Source organism: Nitrosococcus wardiae (assembly GCF_004421105.1).
Classification (GTDB): domain Bacteria; phylum Pseudomonadota; class Gammaproteobacteria; order Nitrosococcales; family Nitrosococcaceae; genus Nitrosococcus; species Nitrosococcus wardiae.
The window spans coordinates 3515996-3533021 of record NZ_CP038033.1 but is presented as its reverse complement, the minus strand read 5'-3'; the positions used below and the strand labels follow the sequence as shown (position 1 = coordinate 3533021).

At 49.6% G+C, this 17026-nt stretch carries 14 protein-coding genes and 1 pseudogene; 14 read left to right on the top strand and 1 reads right to left on the bottom strand.

Annotated features, from left to right (window positions below):
* Positions 1-409 precede the first annotated feature (409 nt).
* Both E3U44_RS16635 and E3U44_RS16630 read left to right on the top strand, forming a co-directional pair.
* Positions 410-646 carry a type II toxin-antitoxin system Phd/YefM family antitoxin gene (locus tag E3U44_RS16635; RefSeq protein WP_134359211.1) on the top strand — a complete coding sequence of 79 codons (237 nt, stop codon included), beginning with the start codon at positions 410-412 and terminating at the stop codon, positions 644-646.
* 2 nt (positions 647-648) lie between these two features.
* Entirely contained in the window at positions 649-1098 is a 450-nt protein-coding gene (locus tag E3U44_RS16630; protein ID WP_134359210.1) for a PIN domain-containing protein, read from the top strand.
* A 112-nt stretch (positions 1099-1210) separates the two neighbouring features.
* Here E3U44_RS16630 and E3U44_RS20435 read toward each other — a convergent pair whose 3' ends face one another.
* On the bottom strand, positions 1211-1603 hold the full coding sequence (locus tag E3U44_RS20435; RefSeq protein WP_276321992.1) for a type II toxin-antitoxin system Phd/YefM family antitoxin: 393 nt from the start codon (positions 1601-1603) through the stop codon (positions 1211-1213).
* Here E3U44_RS20435 and E3U44_RS16615 point away from each other — a divergent pair.
* The 12 genes and pseudogenes from E3U44_RS16615 to E3U44_RS19430 all read left to right on the top strand — a co-directional run bounded on the left by E3U44_RS16615 (position 1513) and on the right by E3U44_RS19430 (position 17024).
* Entirely contained in the window at positions 1513-1710 is a 198-nt protein-coding gene (locus tag E3U44_RS16615; protein ID WP_276321991.1) for a type II toxin-antitoxin system VapB family antitoxin, read from the top strand. The genes E3U44_RS20435 and E3U44_RS16615 overlap by 91 nt on opposite strands.
* Complete coding sequence (gene vapC / locus E3U44_RS16610; RefSeq protein ID WP_134359207.1) at positions 1707-2114, top strand: type II toxin-antitoxin system VapC family toxin; 408 nt, start codon at positions 1707-1709, stop codon at positions 2112-2114. The genes E3U44_RS16615 and vapC overlap by 4 nt, the downstream gene beginning before the upstream one ends.
* 453 nt (positions 2115-2567) lie before the next feature.
* On the top strand, positions 2568-2969 hold the full coding sequence (locus tag E3U44_RS16605) for an endonuclease domain-containing protein (protein ID WP_206054827.1): 402 nt from the start codon (positions 2568-2570) through the stop codon (positions 2967-2969).
* A gap of 569 nt (positions 2970-3538) precedes the next feature.
* Positions 3539-4660 (top strand): GDP-mannose 4,6-dehydratase, encoded by a 1122-nt coding sequence (gene gmd / locus E3U44_RS16600; RefSeq protein ID WP_134359206.1) that lies wholly within the window; start codon positions 3539-3541, stop codon positions 4658-4660.
* Positions 4661-4669: 9 nt separating this feature from the next.
* Positions 4670-5593 carry a GDP-L-fucose synthase gene (gene fcl, locus E3U44_RS16595; RefSeq protein ID WP_134359205.1) on the top strand — a complete coding sequence of 308 codons (924 nt, stop codon included), beginning with the start codon at positions 4670-4672 and terminating at the stop codon, positions 5591-5593.
* 583 nt (positions 5594-6176) lie between these two features.
* Positions 6177-6779, top strand: a complete 603-nt coding sequence (locus E3U44_RS16590) for a polysaccharide biosynthesis/export family protein (protein WP_240761623.1) — start codon at positions 6177-6179, stop codon at positions 6777-6779.
* 163 nt (positions 6780-6942) lie between these two features.
* On the top strand, positions 6943-9456 hold the full coding sequence (locus E3U44_RS16585) for a hypothetical protein (protein ID WP_240761621.1): 2514 nt from the start codon (positions 6943-6945) through the stop codon (positions 9454-9456).
* 661 nt (positions 9457-10117) lie between these two features.
* Positions 10118-12097 carry a GMC family oxidoreductase gene (locus tag E3U44_RS16580; protein ID WP_134359203.1) on the top strand — a complete coding sequence of 660 codons (1980 nt, stop codon included), beginning with the start codon at positions 10118-10120 and terminating at the stop codon, positions 12095-12097.
* Positions 12098-12225: 128 nt separating this feature from the next.
* Positions 12226-12726 (top strand): annotated as a pseudogene (locus E3U44_RS20725) (hypothetical protein); the annotation flags it as partial.
* 558 nt (positions 12727-13284) lie between these two features.
* Positions 13285-15456 (top strand): hypothetical protein, encoded by a 2172-nt coding sequence (locus E3U44_RS16570; protein WP_134359201.1) that lies wholly within the window; start codon positions 13285-13287, stop codon positions 15454-15456.
* Between the two features lie 13 nt (positions 15457-15469).
* Complete coding sequence (locus tag E3U44_RS16565; RefSeq protein WP_134359200.1) at positions 15470-16795, top strand: NADH:flavin oxidoreductase; 1326 nt, start codon at positions 15470-15472, stop codon at positions 16793-16795.
* A gap of 61 nt (positions 16796-16856) precedes the next feature.
* Positions 16857-17024, top strand: coding sequence for a hypothetical protein (locus E3U44_RS19430; protein WP_166805112.1), 168 nt, complete (start codon positions 16857-16859; stop codon positions 17022-17024).
* Positions 17025-17026: the final 2 nt, after the last annotated feature.

The window sequence follows — 17026 nt, the reverse complement described above, 5'->3', positions numbered from 1 at the left end:
TCTTGGCGAAGGGATGACCTTGGTCTCGGGGTCTTTACCGCTCCATGCGCTTTGACTTCGGGTGCTCCCCACCCTAGGCTCCGAGAGCAAGAAAATCGTAGTGCCAATTCATCTTAGCCGGTATATTCCTCTCGTGCGCACGGCGCCCGCTACTTGCCGGCTCGTAGGGGCGGTTGAGCAGCGCAAAACCGACCATATTCTTCTCAAAATTTTGCTGAGATACTAATTTCAACACTGAAAGCCAGTGGTTGGAGTTGCTCAAACTCGGGGCGCTTAAGCTGAAATAGTCCTGGGAGGTAGGCGGCCGAGGGGGACAGCAAGAAGTCATCTATTGAGACGCGAATTCCTCCATTGACGAGGTAGGCTCATCCCTATAAAGTAGTGTACAACACTACTTTATAGGGATTTTATGAAAACAGTCTCTGCGGCTGAGGCCAATCGTCGATTCTCCCATGTGTTGCGGGAGGTCAAGGAAGGTGAGATTTTTGTAGTTGTCTCTCGTGGCAAACCCGTGGCAATCATCGGCCCGGCTGAGAAGGCGGATGCTCAACGGTATGCGGCAAAAGAGGCTTTATTAGCGCGCTTGCGTCGCCAGCGAGCCACTGGCATACGAACCTGGACCCGCGACGAGTTATATGAGGACTGACAGTGAGAGTGGCCCTTGACACTAACGTCCTTGCCTACGCTGAAGGGATTGGTGATCAAACGAGACTTGATGTTTCTCTCACGCTTCTTAGCCAACTGCCTCAAGAACTCATCCTCTTGCCCGCCCAGATCCTCGGGGAGCTTTATCGCGTGCTTACCGGCAAGGCTCATTGGGGTCACTCGGCGGCACGTGAAGCCATTCTTAATTGGGGGGATAGTTTTGAAGTGGTTGATTCTACTTGGGTGGCGTTTCAGTCAGCGATGGATCTTTCAGCTGATCACAGTTTACAGATTTGGGATGCCTTAATTCTCTCTGTCGCTGCCGAAAATCGTTGTCGGCTCTTGTTGAGCGAAGATATGCAGAATGGTTTTACTTGGCGTGGCGTTACTGTGATCAATCCTTATACACCGACGCCGCATCCTCTGTTCTTAGCCGCCATTCAATCCTCGTAATGGCCGATCTATAAATTCGCAGCAGGATCTTGCCAGGGATGCTGCCCGGATAGGCGATGCCAGACAGCAGGACATTGGTGTCCAGCACGACCCGTAGCGTGACCATGTCGGTTCAGCGTCTTTTGCGCTGTGCCCGCACTTCGGCAACTGCAGCGTCAATTTCAGCTAGCCCCTCGGCTTCGGGAGTGTTGGCAAAGCCTGCTTCAGTGGGCTTGGACAAGGCATCAAAGCGGTCCTGCAGGCGACGAATGCGCGCGAACAGTTGGGCGTCCACCAACACGGCAACGGGTTTGTCATCCTTGTTGATGACAATACTATCGTGGCGGTATTGCACCCGATTGAGCATGTCGCCCAGATTTTTGCGAAAAGTGACAGCATTTAATGTGCATAGTGAGGTGTGCGATGCGGACCAATATTGATTTAGATGACAAGCTGCTGGAAGCGGCCTTTCGCTGTGCCCCTGTGAAAAGTAAGAAAGAACTGGTGCATCTGGCGTTGAAGGAATTTGTTGAGCATCACCAGCGCAAGGACCTGCGGGAGTTGCGAGGCCGGGCCGGTATCCGACCGGATTATGACTACAAGGCATTACGTGAAGACAAGGATGATGCGTGATACTGGTCGACACGTCGGTCTGGATAGATTTTCTGCGTGACCGAGACACGCCTGGGACCAGGGCCCTAAACGGGATTTTGGATCGTGATTATCCTTTCGGCATCACAGGCATTATTTACCAGGAGATACTTCAGGGGGCGGATTCGCCGGAAAGCTTGCACGTGTTGATAGATTATTTTGCAACGCAGCGGTTTTATCATCCGTTGGATAATGTCGATACCTATAGGCGTGCCGCGGAGATATACGGGCGCCGCCGGCGCAATGGAGTGACGATACGCAGTGCGGTTGATTGCCTAATCGCGCAAATCGCCGTGGAGCATAATCTATTTCTATTGCATAGTGATCGGGATTTTCAATTGATGAAAGATTGCATCCCTGGATTACGCGAATGGTCGAATGATTAATTCTAGGGGTAGAAAAGGGATGATTAGAGCCTTTTACTCCTGGATCGTTGCGGTTGGTTTTATCCATCCTTACTGGAAAAGTTTCACCCCCATCCCTACCTTCCCCCTGGAAGGGGGTAGAGGGAGATTTTCTGCTTTCCCCTTTAGGGGGAAGGGGTTGTGGGCGGAGGCCCTCTATCTTCTATTCCCTCCCCCTTTCAGGGGGAGGGTGAGGGTGAAAAATCCCACTCATCTTCACTCTCTCTTACCGGGAGATCATAGCGTTTCCCTTGTAGGAGAAATACAGCCAGGCTGAGCAAGTAAAGTCCTGATAATTAATACTTGCGTTTTTCTATTTTCGGGAAACGCTATAGGCTTTTACTTGTTCCCTTCTTCCCCTGTATAGAGAAGGCTAAGTTCCTGTCTATTCCCTTCCTTCTTGTTCTTTTCCTCCTAGTAGGGGAAGGCTATCGGATGGGGGTTGAACCTATGTCCCACCGCACCCGCATCAGTTCGTTAGTTAAGCAACGTGTCCGAGAGCTTCGGCGTGAGCCAAGTGAGGCAGAAAGGCAGTTATGGCAGCATTTGCGCAGGCGCCAGTTAGGAGGTTATCGGTTTCGCCGCCAGCATCCCCTCGGGCATTATGTGGTGGATTTCGTATGTTTGGAGGCGCAGCTGGTTATCGAGGTAGATGGGGGACAACATAGTGAGCAGCAGGATTATGATCAGTGGAGGACTGAATGGCTAACGCAACGGGGTTTCCGCGTGCTGCGATTTTGGAATCACGAGGTGTTGAGTTCTACGGAGGCGGTGATAACCGCTATTTGGTATGCACTGCATGGGGATACTTTACCCCCATCCCCGCCTTCCCCCTAAAAGGGGGAAGGGGTTGTGGAGGAGGTTTTCCGCCTTCCCCCTAAAAGGGGGAAGGGGTTGTAAGAAGGAGGTTCTCTGCCTTCCCCTAAAGGGGGAAGGGGTTATATAGAAAAGAAGTTTTCCATCTTCTCCTTAAAGGGGAAAGAGTTGTGGGCGGAGGCCCTCCATATTCTATTCCCTCCCCCTTGATTAAGGAGACGAGCATTTTGTTTTCCATTCCCTCCCCTCTGATGAAGGAGGCGAGCATTTTGTTTTCCATTCCTCCCCTCTGATGAAGGAGGCGAGCATTTTGTTTTCCATTCCCTCCCCCTTGAAGGGGGAGGGTGAGGGTGGGGGTGAAAAAGTCCCTCTTCCCAGGGAGAAGGAATTTATACCGTACTATAATAATTATTAATTTCTTCTTTAATCTAAAGGAAAGAAGAAAGGGTTTTAAAGCCGCTGCTTACTTTTCCCCCTGAGCGAGAAATAGGGAGTGTGAGCAGGAGGCGTGCATTCCTGCCTATCACGGGCAGATTTTGGAAAAAATTTGAAGTTTATTGAGCAATGGGTTGAAAAGGAAAAGAGAAGGGATGAAAAAGGCGTTAATTACTGGGGCCACCGGCCAGGATGGAATGTATTTGGTCGAATTTTTGTTGACAAAAGGCTATGAAGTCCATGGTATCAAGCGCCGGGCTTCGCTTTTTAATACGGATCGTGTTGATCATCTCTACCAAGATCCCCATGAACCCGAGCGGCGGTTTATTCTCCACTATGGCGATTTAACCGATGCCACTAATCTCATCCGGGTTATCCAAGAAATTCAGCCCGATGAGGTTTACAACCTAGCGGCCCAAAGCCATGTGGCAGTTTCCTTTGAGACCCCGGAATACACGGCCAATGCGGATGCCTTAGGGACGCTACGTTTGCTGGAAGCAATTCGTATTCTAGGGTTAGAAGATAGAGTGCGGTTTTATCAAGCGTCTACCTCTGAGCTTTATGGCAAGGTGCAGTCGGTGCCTCAGAACGAACAGACGCCTTTCTATCCCCGCTCACCCTATGCTGCCGCCAAACTGTATGCCTATTGGATCACGGTGAATTACCGGGAGGCTTACGGCATGTATGCCTGCAATGGGATTTTGTTTAATCATGAATCCCCGGTGCGGGGGGAGACCTTTATTACCCGCAAGATCACCCGGGGATTAGCACGTATCACTCTGGGATTACACGATTGCTTGTATGTAGGTAATCTTGAAGCGCGACGGGATTGGGGCCATGCCCGAGATTATGTGCAAGCCCAGTGGCTGATGTTACAGCAGAACGTACCGGCTGATTATGTGATCGCGACAGGTGAGCAACACTCGGTGCGGGAACTCATAGAGCGGGCGGCGCAGGTGCTCGGGATTTCCTTAAACTGGGAAGGCAAGGGGGTGGATGAAGTGGCAGTGGTGACGGCAGTTGAGGGGCAAGCCGCGGAACATGGCCACATTCAGTCGGGGAATATCCTGGTGCGGATTGATCCCCGCTATTTTCGTCCTACCGAGGTGGAAACGCTACTGGGCGATGCCAGCAAGGCGTACCGGGAGCTTGGCTGGGCACCCCAGGTCACCTTCGATGAGCTGGTGCAGGAAATGGTGGTGGAAGACTTGAAGTACGCTCAGCGGGATGTGCTTTGCCGCCGGGAAGGGTATCGGACATTTGATTATTATGAGTGAGATGATGCTATGCAGCCAGCTGAACGAATTTTTGTAGCAGGGCATCGGGGTCTTGCGGGATCAGCTATCTTACGCCGGCTGAAGGCCGAGAAGTTTGAAAATTTGATTTGTAGAACCAGCCGGGAATTGGACCTGCGGGACCCCCAAGCGGTGGAGGTATTTTTTGAGCAAGAACGGCCCGACTATGTGTTTCTGGCGGCGGCCAAAGTAGGAGGAATTTTGGCCAATAGCAGTTACCCGGCCGAATTCATCCATGATAATCTCCAGATTCAGACTCATGTTATTGATGCGGCGTATCGGTGGGGGGTCAAAAAGCTCTTATTTTTGGGCTCCTCTTGTATCTATCCCAAATATGCCCCCCAGCCTATAAAAGAAGACTCTCTGCTGACGGGACCTTTGGAGCCTACCAATGAGTGGTATGCCGTGGCAAAAATTGCCGGCGTTAAAATGGGCCAGGCTTACCGGCGTCAGTATGGTTTTAATGTGATCTCCCTCATGCCCACTAATCTTTATGGACCCGGGGATAATTTTGACCTTAAAACCTCCCACGTGCTACCGGCGCTGATCCGTAAATTTCACGAGGCTAAGCGTTCTTCCGCCCCTGAAGTGGTGGTTTGGGGAAGCGGTACTCCTCGACGGGAGTTTCTCCACGTGGATGATTTGGCAGACGCGGCAGTTTTTCTGATGCGGCATTATGATGAGGAGGAAATCATCAATGTGGGGGTAGGCAAAGATATCCCGATTGCCGATTTGGCTCGATTGATAAAGGACGTCGTGGGGTATTCAGGAGAGATTGTATTGGATACCTCAAAGCCCGATGGGACACCGCGCAAGCTGTTGGACACGGCGAGATTAACGCAGCTAGGTTGGCAGCCCCAGATAGATTTGCGTGAGGGTATCGCTTCAACTTATGGGTGGTTTCTGGAGAATTAAGAGTGTTCCCCCCATCCCGACCTTCCCCCGCAAGGGGGGAAGGGGTTGTGTCGAAGGAGGCTCTCCCTCTTTATATTCCCTCCCCCTTGATGGAAGAAGGCAATGGTAGGGAGGTCCCCCCCATCCCCACCTTCCCCCGCAAGGGGGGAAGGGGTTGTGTCGAAGGAGTCCCTCCATCTTTTATTCCCTCCCCCTTTCAGGGGGAGGGTAAGGGTGGGGGTGAAAAGCGCCTCTATCTCTACCTTCCTCTCAAGGGCAAAGGAATTGTAACTAAGAACATGTCGCAGAAATCTTGAGTTGTGGTTTAGATTAGCGGATCATAATCCAAAAAAATCATCCAGAAAAAATCGCACGGTGTCATAAAAAATTTGTGCTTTAAATTAAAGAGGATGGCACGATGAAAACCAAAAGGAATCCTTGTTGGGAAAGATGGAGGTGTTGGCATGTCCTTTGCTTCTTGGTAATTGGGCTTTTGGGAGCCTGCAGTGCCAGTACTCCTTCCCGTGAAGCACCAAGCCAGTTACCAACGTCTACTATAAACACGCGTTCTGATTTAAAACCCCAGGCGGCGAAGGAAGGCGAGTTGCCCTTGTCGTCCCCTTCAGAAGAGGAGTTGACGGCGGGAAATGAGGATTACCGCATTGGTCCCTCTGATTTGCTTCACATCGATGTCTTTCAAGTGCCTGAGCTTTCCCAGACGGTGCGGGTCAACTCCCAGGGGTTTATTTCTTTACCTCTCATCGGCTCGGTACAGGTAAACGGTTTGACTAATCAGCAACTGGAAGAAGCCTTGGCTAAGCTGTTAGGGGAGAAGTATTTGCAAGACCCTCAGGTGAGCGTTTTCATTGAGGAATATGCCAGCCAGCGGGTGACGGTAGAAGGAGCAGTTATTAAACCTGGTATTTATCCCATTCAAGGGAGAACCACTCTTTTGCAGGCTATTGCCTCAGCTCAAGGGGTAAACCAGGTTGCTGATAAAGGCGGGATAAAACTGTTCCGTTCTACGGGCGAAAATGATAAACAAGTCTTTTATTATAATATTGAGGATATCCGGCAGGGGGCTGCCCCCGATCCGGAAATTCATGCCGATGATATTATTGTCGTTGAGGAATCTGGGACTAAAGTATTTTTCCGTGAGTTTTCTAATTATTTCCGTATGTTCCTTAACCCCCTTGTATTTTTCTAATTTAAAATAAAATCATCATTGTATTTTCTTGAGTTTTGCTATCAGAATGGCACTGTTCTAAGGGGTGCCGATTGGTGTTGAACAACCCTGGCTCAGACGCCATTTAAAAATGTCCTTTAGGGCCGATAGGGTGTTGAAGCATGTTGTGCGATAGGGGGCTTTAATGGCTATGTTCCAAGGGCAAGGGTTAGAACGGTCGAGGTCAGGCCGATCATTTAAAGGGCCAGTGGCCTGGCTTTTTGGGCGTCAATTGATCGCGGGCCTTAAGTGGATTGCGATTTACGCTTTTTTTGGGGATAAGCTTGACTCTCGGGATTGGATGCGGGCCGAGGTTAATGAGCGCCATGGGGAGGCGCCCGAGGGGGAGGCCTTTTGGTTTGATTATCTTGCCGATTCTGGCGACGGGCAATGTGCAACCTACAATATTGCCTACTTATGCATGCATGATCTTTGGATTCCAAAAGAAAATAGCGCGCCCGATCTCAATAAAGAAACTAAAACAGTTTCTTTAGCCGATGACACAGGAAATGCTTTCAAATTGCCACGGGGCGAATTTTTATTTGTAGGGGGGGACACGGCTTACCATATTGCGGATTATGCCACCCTGGCGGAGAGATTTCAGAGACCTTTTGATTGGGCCTATGAAGATATCTTTGGGCAAGAGATAAGACCTGACGCACGGCGGCCCATTTATGGGATACCAGGAAATCACGATTATTATGATGCCCTGGATGGATTTAATCGCCAGTTTTGCAAACCTTTTAACTTGGAAAATATTGAGGAGTCCGGGGACGCTCAACCTCAACTGAAGCTCAAGGGATTCGAGCGTGTTCAAGAAGCCACCTATGTGGCCTTGAAATTACCCTATGGATGGTGGTTCTGGGGGTTGGATGCCCAAGGGGGAAAAATTGATCGGCGGCAGGCCGCATTTTTTTCATCCCTTGGTAATCCGGAGGGTGCTGTGGAGTCGGCGCCGCGAGTGCCAGATAAATTAATTGTTGCTACGCCAGAACCTGCCGTTAAGTTTGGAAGGTGTGCTAAAGAAGATGAGGAAATTGTTGAGACTTTTGAAAAGCTGGGCCTCGAGCCCAGTTTTCTTCAATCCAAAGGGGGAAAATTGCCTTCCTCCCAATGCCGGCTTGATATCTCGGGAGACATTCATCATTATGCTCGCTATTGGGGCCAAGGTCTTGCAGAGAAGGCTGAAAATACCCGCCTTAATTATGCCTCGGTGGTTGCAGGCGGCGGCGGTGCTTTCCTTCATCCTTCCCATACCGACGTTGAGGAGATTGCGGAAAGTCGGCTTTATCCTTCCCGGAAGGATTCTCATCAGTTAATAACAAAGCGTCTTCTGAAACCGTGGAATATTTTCCAAGGCGGCTATATCTGGCTGGCAGGTGCTCTTATCGCACTGCTGACTTACTTTGCCGCTGCCATTCCAGAGAGCAGTTGGTCGATTTTTAAATTGCTTCCCGCTGAGTTAAGACCCCTTCACCAGGATGGTGATTCATTGCTCAGCCGCATTCAAGCGGCCTTGGCCATTGAGTGGGTTAATCCCAGCAATGCGTATTATTGGGATTTGGGCTATGCCGTTGTCTTACTGGCTTTGTTAATCGTTAGCGCGATTCGCACCAAGCCTTTTTTTGAAGCGGCGATGGAGAGCGATCCGGGAGCCTGGATTCGTGCTCATTATCAGTTTATTGGATTTCACTTAGCCCTTTTTGCGCCCATAGGGTTTTTTATCTATTGGGGGCCCGAGGGCCATCCACATCCCTTTTTAGCCAGTGTATTGGTATTCCTGTTTGGGATGGCTTCCCTGGTGAGTATTGTGGCTAGCCGTCGCTATAGCGATGTATTGCTTGAGCGGGCCAAAGCCCACAGGGTAGTCCAATGGGATTACACCCCCTTGTGGATTCTAATGTTATTTGCGGTGGTCAGTATCTGCTATGGCTTATGGCATTACGGTATGTATCCTGTCTCGGTAGTCTTCTCCGATACGCTGACAGCTTTAATTCTGCTGCTTACCCTTGGCGGACTGATTCTTTTTGCTGTGGTCGTGGGAAGTAATTTGCAGGAAAAAGCTGGAAAATGGCGATTTGCTGCGCTAGGAGGTTGGCATGCCGTGCTGCAAATTGGGGTTCCCTTTTTGTTGGTGGCCTATAGTTCCTGGACAATGATTTTGGCAGTGGTTGGCGGGACTATCTTGGCGACACTACTTACCGCTTGGATCATCACGCGGGATTCCCTTAAGAATGACACTCTTTTTCACCAGGAGAAGTTAGGTCGCCAGCTCTTATGGCTATGGGGACTTGTGGGTATCTCCGCAATGGTTGGGGCGGGCTGGGGCTCACCGGTGGCAGTGACCTGGGGACGCCTGGCGGCCGCGTTTCTTTTGGGAGGAGTATTAAGCTGCGTCTGGTTTGGCTGGTATCTGGCTGTGGCTCTCGCTTTTAATGGCCATAACAATGAAGCGGGGGGAGGTGCCCGGTCTGAGAGCTATCGCCACTTCATCCGCTTTAGGCTGACGCCAAAAAAATTGACGGGATATGTAATTGGAATTGACCGCCCCGTGGAATCTTTTCAAGGGGAAGGGGATTGCCCGAAGTTTCGGCTTGTGGATGTCTTCACAATCAGCCCACCCACTAATGAAGTTGACCCGGTTACATGGAGAGTTTAAAGCTTTTGCTGTCAGGCAATATAAATTGTGATAAGTGCCTCTAAACAATTCTCAGCGCTCTCTGTCTACGAGTTGAGATAATAGTAAAAAACGGAGATAGTGATTAAAGCTGATACCAATTTGCGATCAACCAAGTATTAAATATTGCTTTGAAGGTCTGGAAATAGCAGTATCGTTTGTACTCAATTGAATGCAAATTGGTATGAGGAATGAGTTTTTTTGAGTGGCAAGCCCGTTTTCCCCGCGATGGAGCATGCGCACAATTTCTGACCGAAAGGCGATTTCCCATCCGCTTACTTAGCCTCTGCGTCGATCACGCTTCGGTGTCATTCTACGCCTGATTATCCAATCTTGTCTGTCCCTTCCCTGGTCGCAAATTTTCGACGTCCCTGGGCTTCACACTGGCTTCATGACCTTGAGCGATTTTATAAGTATTTTTTTTAAGACCTTATCCCGGGATAAACAGCATTACTTTTTGAGCATTACTGTATTTCCCAGTATATACTTCAAATACACCTGTTCTCCTTGCTTGCGTTGGATTTCTTAGCCGAAGTTCATCATGCCAGGCAAATGGATGGGGCGCTTTACTTTCAACAACTTGGTAATCATAAGTCACTCTACCTAAAGATTCTGCTGAGACAGATGAAGGGAGAAAGCAGGCATGAAAAGTAAAGATACGAACAACCGGTTTCCTGATGATTGGGATGTGAAAATAAACCGAAGATCCTTTAACCGTGGGCTATTTGTGGCAGGTCTCACAGCGGCTGTGGGGCCATTTTTTTCAACTGTAGATGCGGCAGTAAGTGGCAGACATAGCAGACATAAACGGTTAGGGGTTGTTGATTACATTGTTGTGGGATCGGGTCCAGGCGGTGGCCCCGTTGCTGCCCGACTTGCGAAGGCGGGTTATACAGTGGCTGTGCTCGAGGCTGGCATTGACCCGGAGGGTAAAAAGGCACTAAGTATCGATCCGAACACGGAACTTTTTTACCAAGTGCCAGCGTTCGCCGCCGCTGCCGCGGAACACCCTCTATTGAGTTGGGACTTTTACGTGAAGCACTACAGCGATGCGGTTCAGCAAGCACGCGATTCAAAGTTTGTTCCCAACAAGGGTATCCTGTACCCGCGCGGCAGTGCCCTTGGAGGGTCGGCTGCTCACGATGCCATGCTCTTTATCTATCCTCACGATCAAGATTGGGACGATATTGCGGAGATGACTGGGGATGAATCATGGCGAGCCAGCCGTATGCGTCGATACTTTGAGAGGCTGGAGAAATGCGAATATTGCCAACCTTTGGCACCTGGTCACGGTTTTCGCGGTTATATAAACGCCAGCCTATTCGATGAACAAGTATACGAACTCGCTCCGGAAATCCAAGATCTGGCCGAGGCGGGCCAAGAGAACACTCCGATCGAGACCAATGATCCCATCGTTGCCCAGGGCGCTACAGGCTCATTCAAAACCCCCATGCATATTGCGACAAAAGTTAGGGTATCGCTCCGGGAGCATTTATTAGACATACGACGCAAACACCGGAACAAACTTTTCCTAATTACCGGGGCTTTGGCCACAAAGGTCCTAATGCGTGGTAAGCGGGCGATAGGGATCGAATTCATGCGCGGCTCCAGTCTCTATGAGGCCGATAAGTTCTACGATCCGAATGTCCAACCGAGCACCTTCAAGCTCTACGCCAGACGGGAAGTGATCCTTTCGGCTGGAGTATTCAACACTCCGCAACTCTTGAAGCTGTCTGGGATTGGTCCGGCGGCAGAATTAAAAGCATTTGGTATCAAAGTCGTGACCGATTTGCCGGGCGTCGGCCAGAACTTGCAGGATCGTTACGAAATCAGTGTCGTCGCGGAGCTCAAGAAGGCCTTAAATCTGTATAAAGAATGCCTCCCGACCGATCCGCTGATTGATCCTTGCTTGCGGGCTTGGTTGACTGGCCAATGGCCAGGTGCCGCAAGCCCATTCTATGGTCCATACGCCAACAATGCCGCCTACAATGGCCGCATCGTAAAGTCGAACCCGAGGCGCAACTTGCCGGATCTGTTTCTAGTCGGTCAAGCTACCGCGTTTAATGGCTTCGTGCCGGACTTCTCACTTATGCCTTTTGGCACAGCCTGGACGTGGCTGGTCCTTAAGGCCCGAACGAACAATACGGCGGGTATAGTCACGCTGAAGTCTACCAACCCCCGGGAGATGCCAGAAATTAATTTCAACTATTTCCAGGAAGGAGGGGAAGAAGATCTACAAGCCGTAGTCAAGGGCGTTAAGCTGGCGAGGAGCTTTCTCAACGAACCTCAGGCAGAGCAGCATGTGGCTCAAGAGCTGTATCCGGGAAGTGATATTCAAACAGATGAGGAACTCAGCCAATATATCCGAGACGAGGCCTGGGGACACCATGCAGCGTGTACGGCTAAGATCGGGTCTGACAATGATCCGGCAGCCGTTTTAGATAGCCGCTTCCGCGTACGGGGTGTGAAGCGCTTGCGGGTGGTTGACGCCTGCGTTTTTCCACGCGTGCCGGGATATTTCCCTGTTGCAGCTGTTATGATGATAAGTGAAAAGGCTGCTGACGTAATCTTAAAAGACGCTAAACGCGCACCGCGGAGGGCGCATGAGTTGGAAATGAGTTGAAGTATAGAGTATTCCGGGCACGCGAATTCAAGTAACCTTAAAGGCAGATGAGGAGAGTGTATATCGATGAATACCGAGTAGAAAGCGAACTACCCCGGGCGGGTACTCCCGACCAGGAGCGTCAACACAGTGGCTTTATTCTGGCCACGAACCAGCTCGATACCGACGCCCTCTCCGATGCCGAACTGTTGCAGGCCTACAAAGCCCAGCATCGGGTGGAGCGGGGTTGAAAGATCCCCTGTTTCTGGCCTCCTCGCTCTATCTTAAATCCCCCCAACTTATCATGGCTTTGATGCTGATGATGGCCTTTTGCCTGTTAGTCTATGCGACCTTGGAACACCGCATCCGCGAGCAGTTGCAAACCCAGGGGGATACCTTTCCCCATCAAATGGGTCAACCCATCTCTCCCATCCCACTGCGCGCTGGGTGTTCCAGTATTTCGCCGGTATTCATCTGCTTATGCTAGCTGATAGTCAGGAGCTTGTCCTCACCGATTCGCCGGGAGCGAATCGGGACATCCAAAGGATGCCCATCGGCATGCGCCAGGGAAGGTGTATGTCAATCTCGATGAGCACCATCAGTGCCTGCTAGAGGTGCTCGGTCAGGCCTATGAAGCCTTTTATTCATGAAAATAAAGGGTGTGGGGAATGTGGGTTTTATAACCGCCACAGGTACCACTTAATTCTCGGTTACCGAATCCCATAAGTCATGAGAAAGATAACCGATAGGAATTATACTTCTTCCTATGATGGCTCTCTCCTATGTTCTTCTTCAATCACCTGAAGCCGTCAAGTGCAAGATGTCAGTAGAAATACGTATTCAATTTGTTTTACAGTAGCCCACAATAAATGCTCATGCGCATTTAACTCGCCTTTCTTTTAATGTAGTGAGACACACATTCTAGCTACACCTTATAAAAAATCACACCATCACTGTTAAAAGATTTACATAAAGAGGGGGATGGCTAATCTACAATTTATCACTAGAGACTGGAATAATTTGTTTATGCTGTTATTTCATAATTTAAGAATAATAATTTTTTGTCGATAAAGGAAAAATTATTTTCGCGTACCCAGCGTCTTAGGGAATTATTGAACATTGAAATTATGTACAACAAAAAACTCGGTTAAATTAATAATAGAATGCAATGACAGAAACAACACTATTAGACAAGTGGAGAAGCATTAATGAAAAAGATAAATACGGCACTGTCTTGTCTTATTATGGCTGCCGCCATAATGATCGGTGGATGCGATAATCAGCCTGAACAAACAGGTCCGGCGTCCCAGGAACCTCAATATCCTGAGCCTTTTAAGTACCGTTTCTCCGGTTACGATAAGGATTGCGCGGGTATTCCAGGTTATTTGGATCCCCATCATTATGGTTATGACCTTACCTCTGAGGAGCAGCGGGGGGCCTGCACCTGGTATTTATGGACAGGTGGTGATCCCATGGCAGAAAATTCATCCCAGCCGAATGCGGGAGGAAATCCCCATTTTTGGCGTGAGGCTGAGGCCCGCACCTGGAAAATCGCCAAAGTCAGCGGTCTCCAGGTCAACCTTAACTTTCTTGCCTTTTTGGATACCCGCTTACGGGACGAGCGTTTCGATAAGTTTGGGGTACTCAATGACCCCGGTTGTAAAAAAGCAAGCGAGCCTGATGCCTATGGTTTGTGGCTGGATGAATGTGAAGATCCCTACTCCAGCGGTGTGATGGGAATCCGGCTCTTCCCCAATAAAAACTTTGATCCTGAGAAATGGGATGCCCAGAAATATTTAGAGGAAGATGCCACCATCGAGCCGCCTTATTTAACGGGATTAACTTGTGGTATTTGCCATATTGCGTTCAATCCGGTTAATCCGCCCAAAGATCCTGAGCATCCTGAATGGGAAAACCTTGCCGGGGCGTTTGGCAATCAATATATCCGTGAAGGGGCGCTGTTTGGACAAGGCTTAAGTGAAGAAGATTTTCTCTACTGGGTCTATGCCAAGCAGCCTGCAGGAACTTCCGATACTTCCCGTATCAGCATGGATTTTATTGATAATCCCAATGCGATTAACTCCATTTTTTACATCACCTCAGCCCGACCCACTTATGAGGAAGTAATGAATGATGGTACCACCAAGAAGGTTCCCCATATTCTTAAAGATGGTGCCGATTCCATTGGGGCAGGCGGTGCGGCGTTGCGGGTTTATGTCAATATCGGCACGTGCGGCGACTATCGGATGAGCGTTGACGATACCTTCCTCGGTATCAAACCCCAACGTCCGTTTAGCCTTGAAAAGGCAGAGGCCGAATGTGAGGACTGGCGGCTGACTGCTGAGCGCATGGATGATGCCGCTGCCTTCTTGGATTCTCCTCCTCCCTTTAAGCTCCAAGATGCTCCGAATGGCGATCAGTATCTGACTAAAGACGAGAAAAAACTGAACTTAGGTAAACAGGTCTTTGCGCAATACTGCGCCCGTTGTCATTCCAGCAAATTGCCGGAAGGCTATCGCCACGAAGGGATGGAGAAACATTCTGAAGAGGCGAAGAAAGATTGGCTGAAATTGGTCATGAGGGATGATTTTCTAGAGAATAACTTCCTCTCGGATGACCGACGTTATCCGCTTTACTCTGACGATCCCAGCATTGCCATTGGCACCAACGCCGCCCGGGCGGTCGCTTCCAATGCCACCCAGGGTCACGTCTGGCAGGACTTCTCATCTAAAACTTATAAAGACCTGCCGTCAGTAGGCAAAGTTGCCTTTTACAATCCCTTTAATCCTGATAATGCCATCGAATATGAATTTCCGGCCGGCGGTCGCGGCTATTACCGCACTCCTTCCTTAATCAGCGTGTGGGCAACAGCGCCGCTCTTACACAACAACATGCTAGGAATTTACAATCATGATCCTTCGGTTAAAGGGCGGGTCGAGGCCTTCATGGATGCGGCCGAGAAACTACTCTGGCCGGAGAAGCGTTTAGGTCCGGACTCCATTAAGCTGACCCCTAGGGACACCTATCTGCGGTTCCGTTCCTTAGAGGTTAGAGTCCCGAAGGGCACTCCCATTAAGCTCCTAGCCAACATCGATTTAAGTAAAGCATTCGATAAAAAAGAATTGCTTCAGGATTTAAAAGAGGCTTTAAGGGATCCAGCCCGCCTTGTCAGGCTAGTAAAAGCCCTCAAGGGCGAGGAGCGATTTGACGATGAATTGAAGCGGTTGGTTCCCAAACTACTGACCCATAACCAGATCCCTGACTTTGTTGAGGATAAGGGACACAACACCCACATCTGCCGAGATTTCTCCGATGAAAACATTTCTTGTCTTTCTGACGAGCAGAAGTGGGCGTTAATCGAGTACCTGAAGCTACTATAAGGGGGCCTGGATCGTGGAAAATGACCTTATTTTTCAACCTCTAGCGTTTAAGAATTTAACTGTTAAGAACCGGATTTTCCGCTCCAGCATTTCCGGTCGCTGGGATAACTATAATGGCTCGGGAACCCAGGCTCGTATTAACTGGGAAGAAAAGTTTGCCCGGGGCGGGGTGGGCGCCATTATCTCTTCCTTCGTACCGATTCATGTGCGGGGCCGGATCATGCCCAATTACGCCATGATTGATGATGACGATAAGATTCCCTTCTGGCGTCAGGTAGCTGAGAAAGTCCATGAGTATGACTGCAAATTTATCATGCAGTTGAGTCACTCGGGACGTCAGCGGGATGTTCCGGGTGTTGAAAACTTGATGAACAAAGGACTGTCATCAACCAGTAAGATGGATACGTTTCATGGCCTGCTTTGTCAGGCCATGACCCTGGGGGAAATTAAACAGGCTATCCAGCAGTTTGTCGATGGTGCTCGTCGGGCCCGGGAAGCGGGCCTCGACGGGGTGGAATTACATGCTTCCCATGGTTATCTCTTTACTCAGTTTTTAAGCTCCGGGATTAACGATCGCAAGGATGAGTATGGAGGCTCATTAGAGAACCGGGCCCGTTTCTTGTTAGACGTGATTCAGGGGATCCGTAAGGAAGTGGGGGAGGATTTTCATCTTCAAGTCAAAATCAATATTGTTGATGAAAACAATGCCCTCTATCCCTGGGAGAAATGGGGTAATAAACCGGAAGAGTATGTTCAAATCTGTAAATGGGTAGAGGAAGCCGGCGCTGATGGATTGCATGTTTCGGCAGGGAGTCTCTTCCCCCATCCTTTAGTTCCCCCCGGAGGCTTTCCTCTGGATGAGGCCAATTGGTGGTATGGCAGTATGGCCTCAAGCGGTGTGCGCGGTTACATGAATTATACGGTCTTTCATTTCAAGATCTTGAGGCCGCTCTTTCGTTGGCTCTGGAACCGCACCAAGAAAAAATACCCCATTGAAGGGGTCAGCGCTGACCTTTGTAAGCGAGTTAAAGAAAGCGTCAGTATTCCAGTCCTCAATACCGGGGGTTATCAGGATGGCAAGCTGATTCGGAAGGTGATTTCTGAAGGGTACTGCGATGGGGTAGCCATTGCCCGTCCGCTGATTGCTAATAATGATCTACCCAAGGTCCTCGAGCGGGGTCAGGATCTACCTGATAAACCTTGCTCGTTTTGCAATCGATGCCTCATTAATGCGCCTGCCAACCCACTGGGTTGCTACGATTTGCGTCGCTATGACAACGATTATGATGCCATGATTAGGGAGGTGATGACGGTTTATGATCCTCCCCCTTTCCGTTAGTTCAAAGACCTTTTCGATGGGGTGATCTAAATAGCATTTTAATTTTATAAAAGGGTTGCAAATGAATAACACCGAAACCCAAACCGTCCAAACCGTAGCAAAGGATCAGACGATTGAAGATGTGGTTCGTGAGAGTCCGGTCGACCAACATGAGCTAAAAGTCCGGAAGCGGCTGATGATCATTATCCCGGCTGTTATCCTTTTTTTATTACTGATGGTCTTACTTTGATC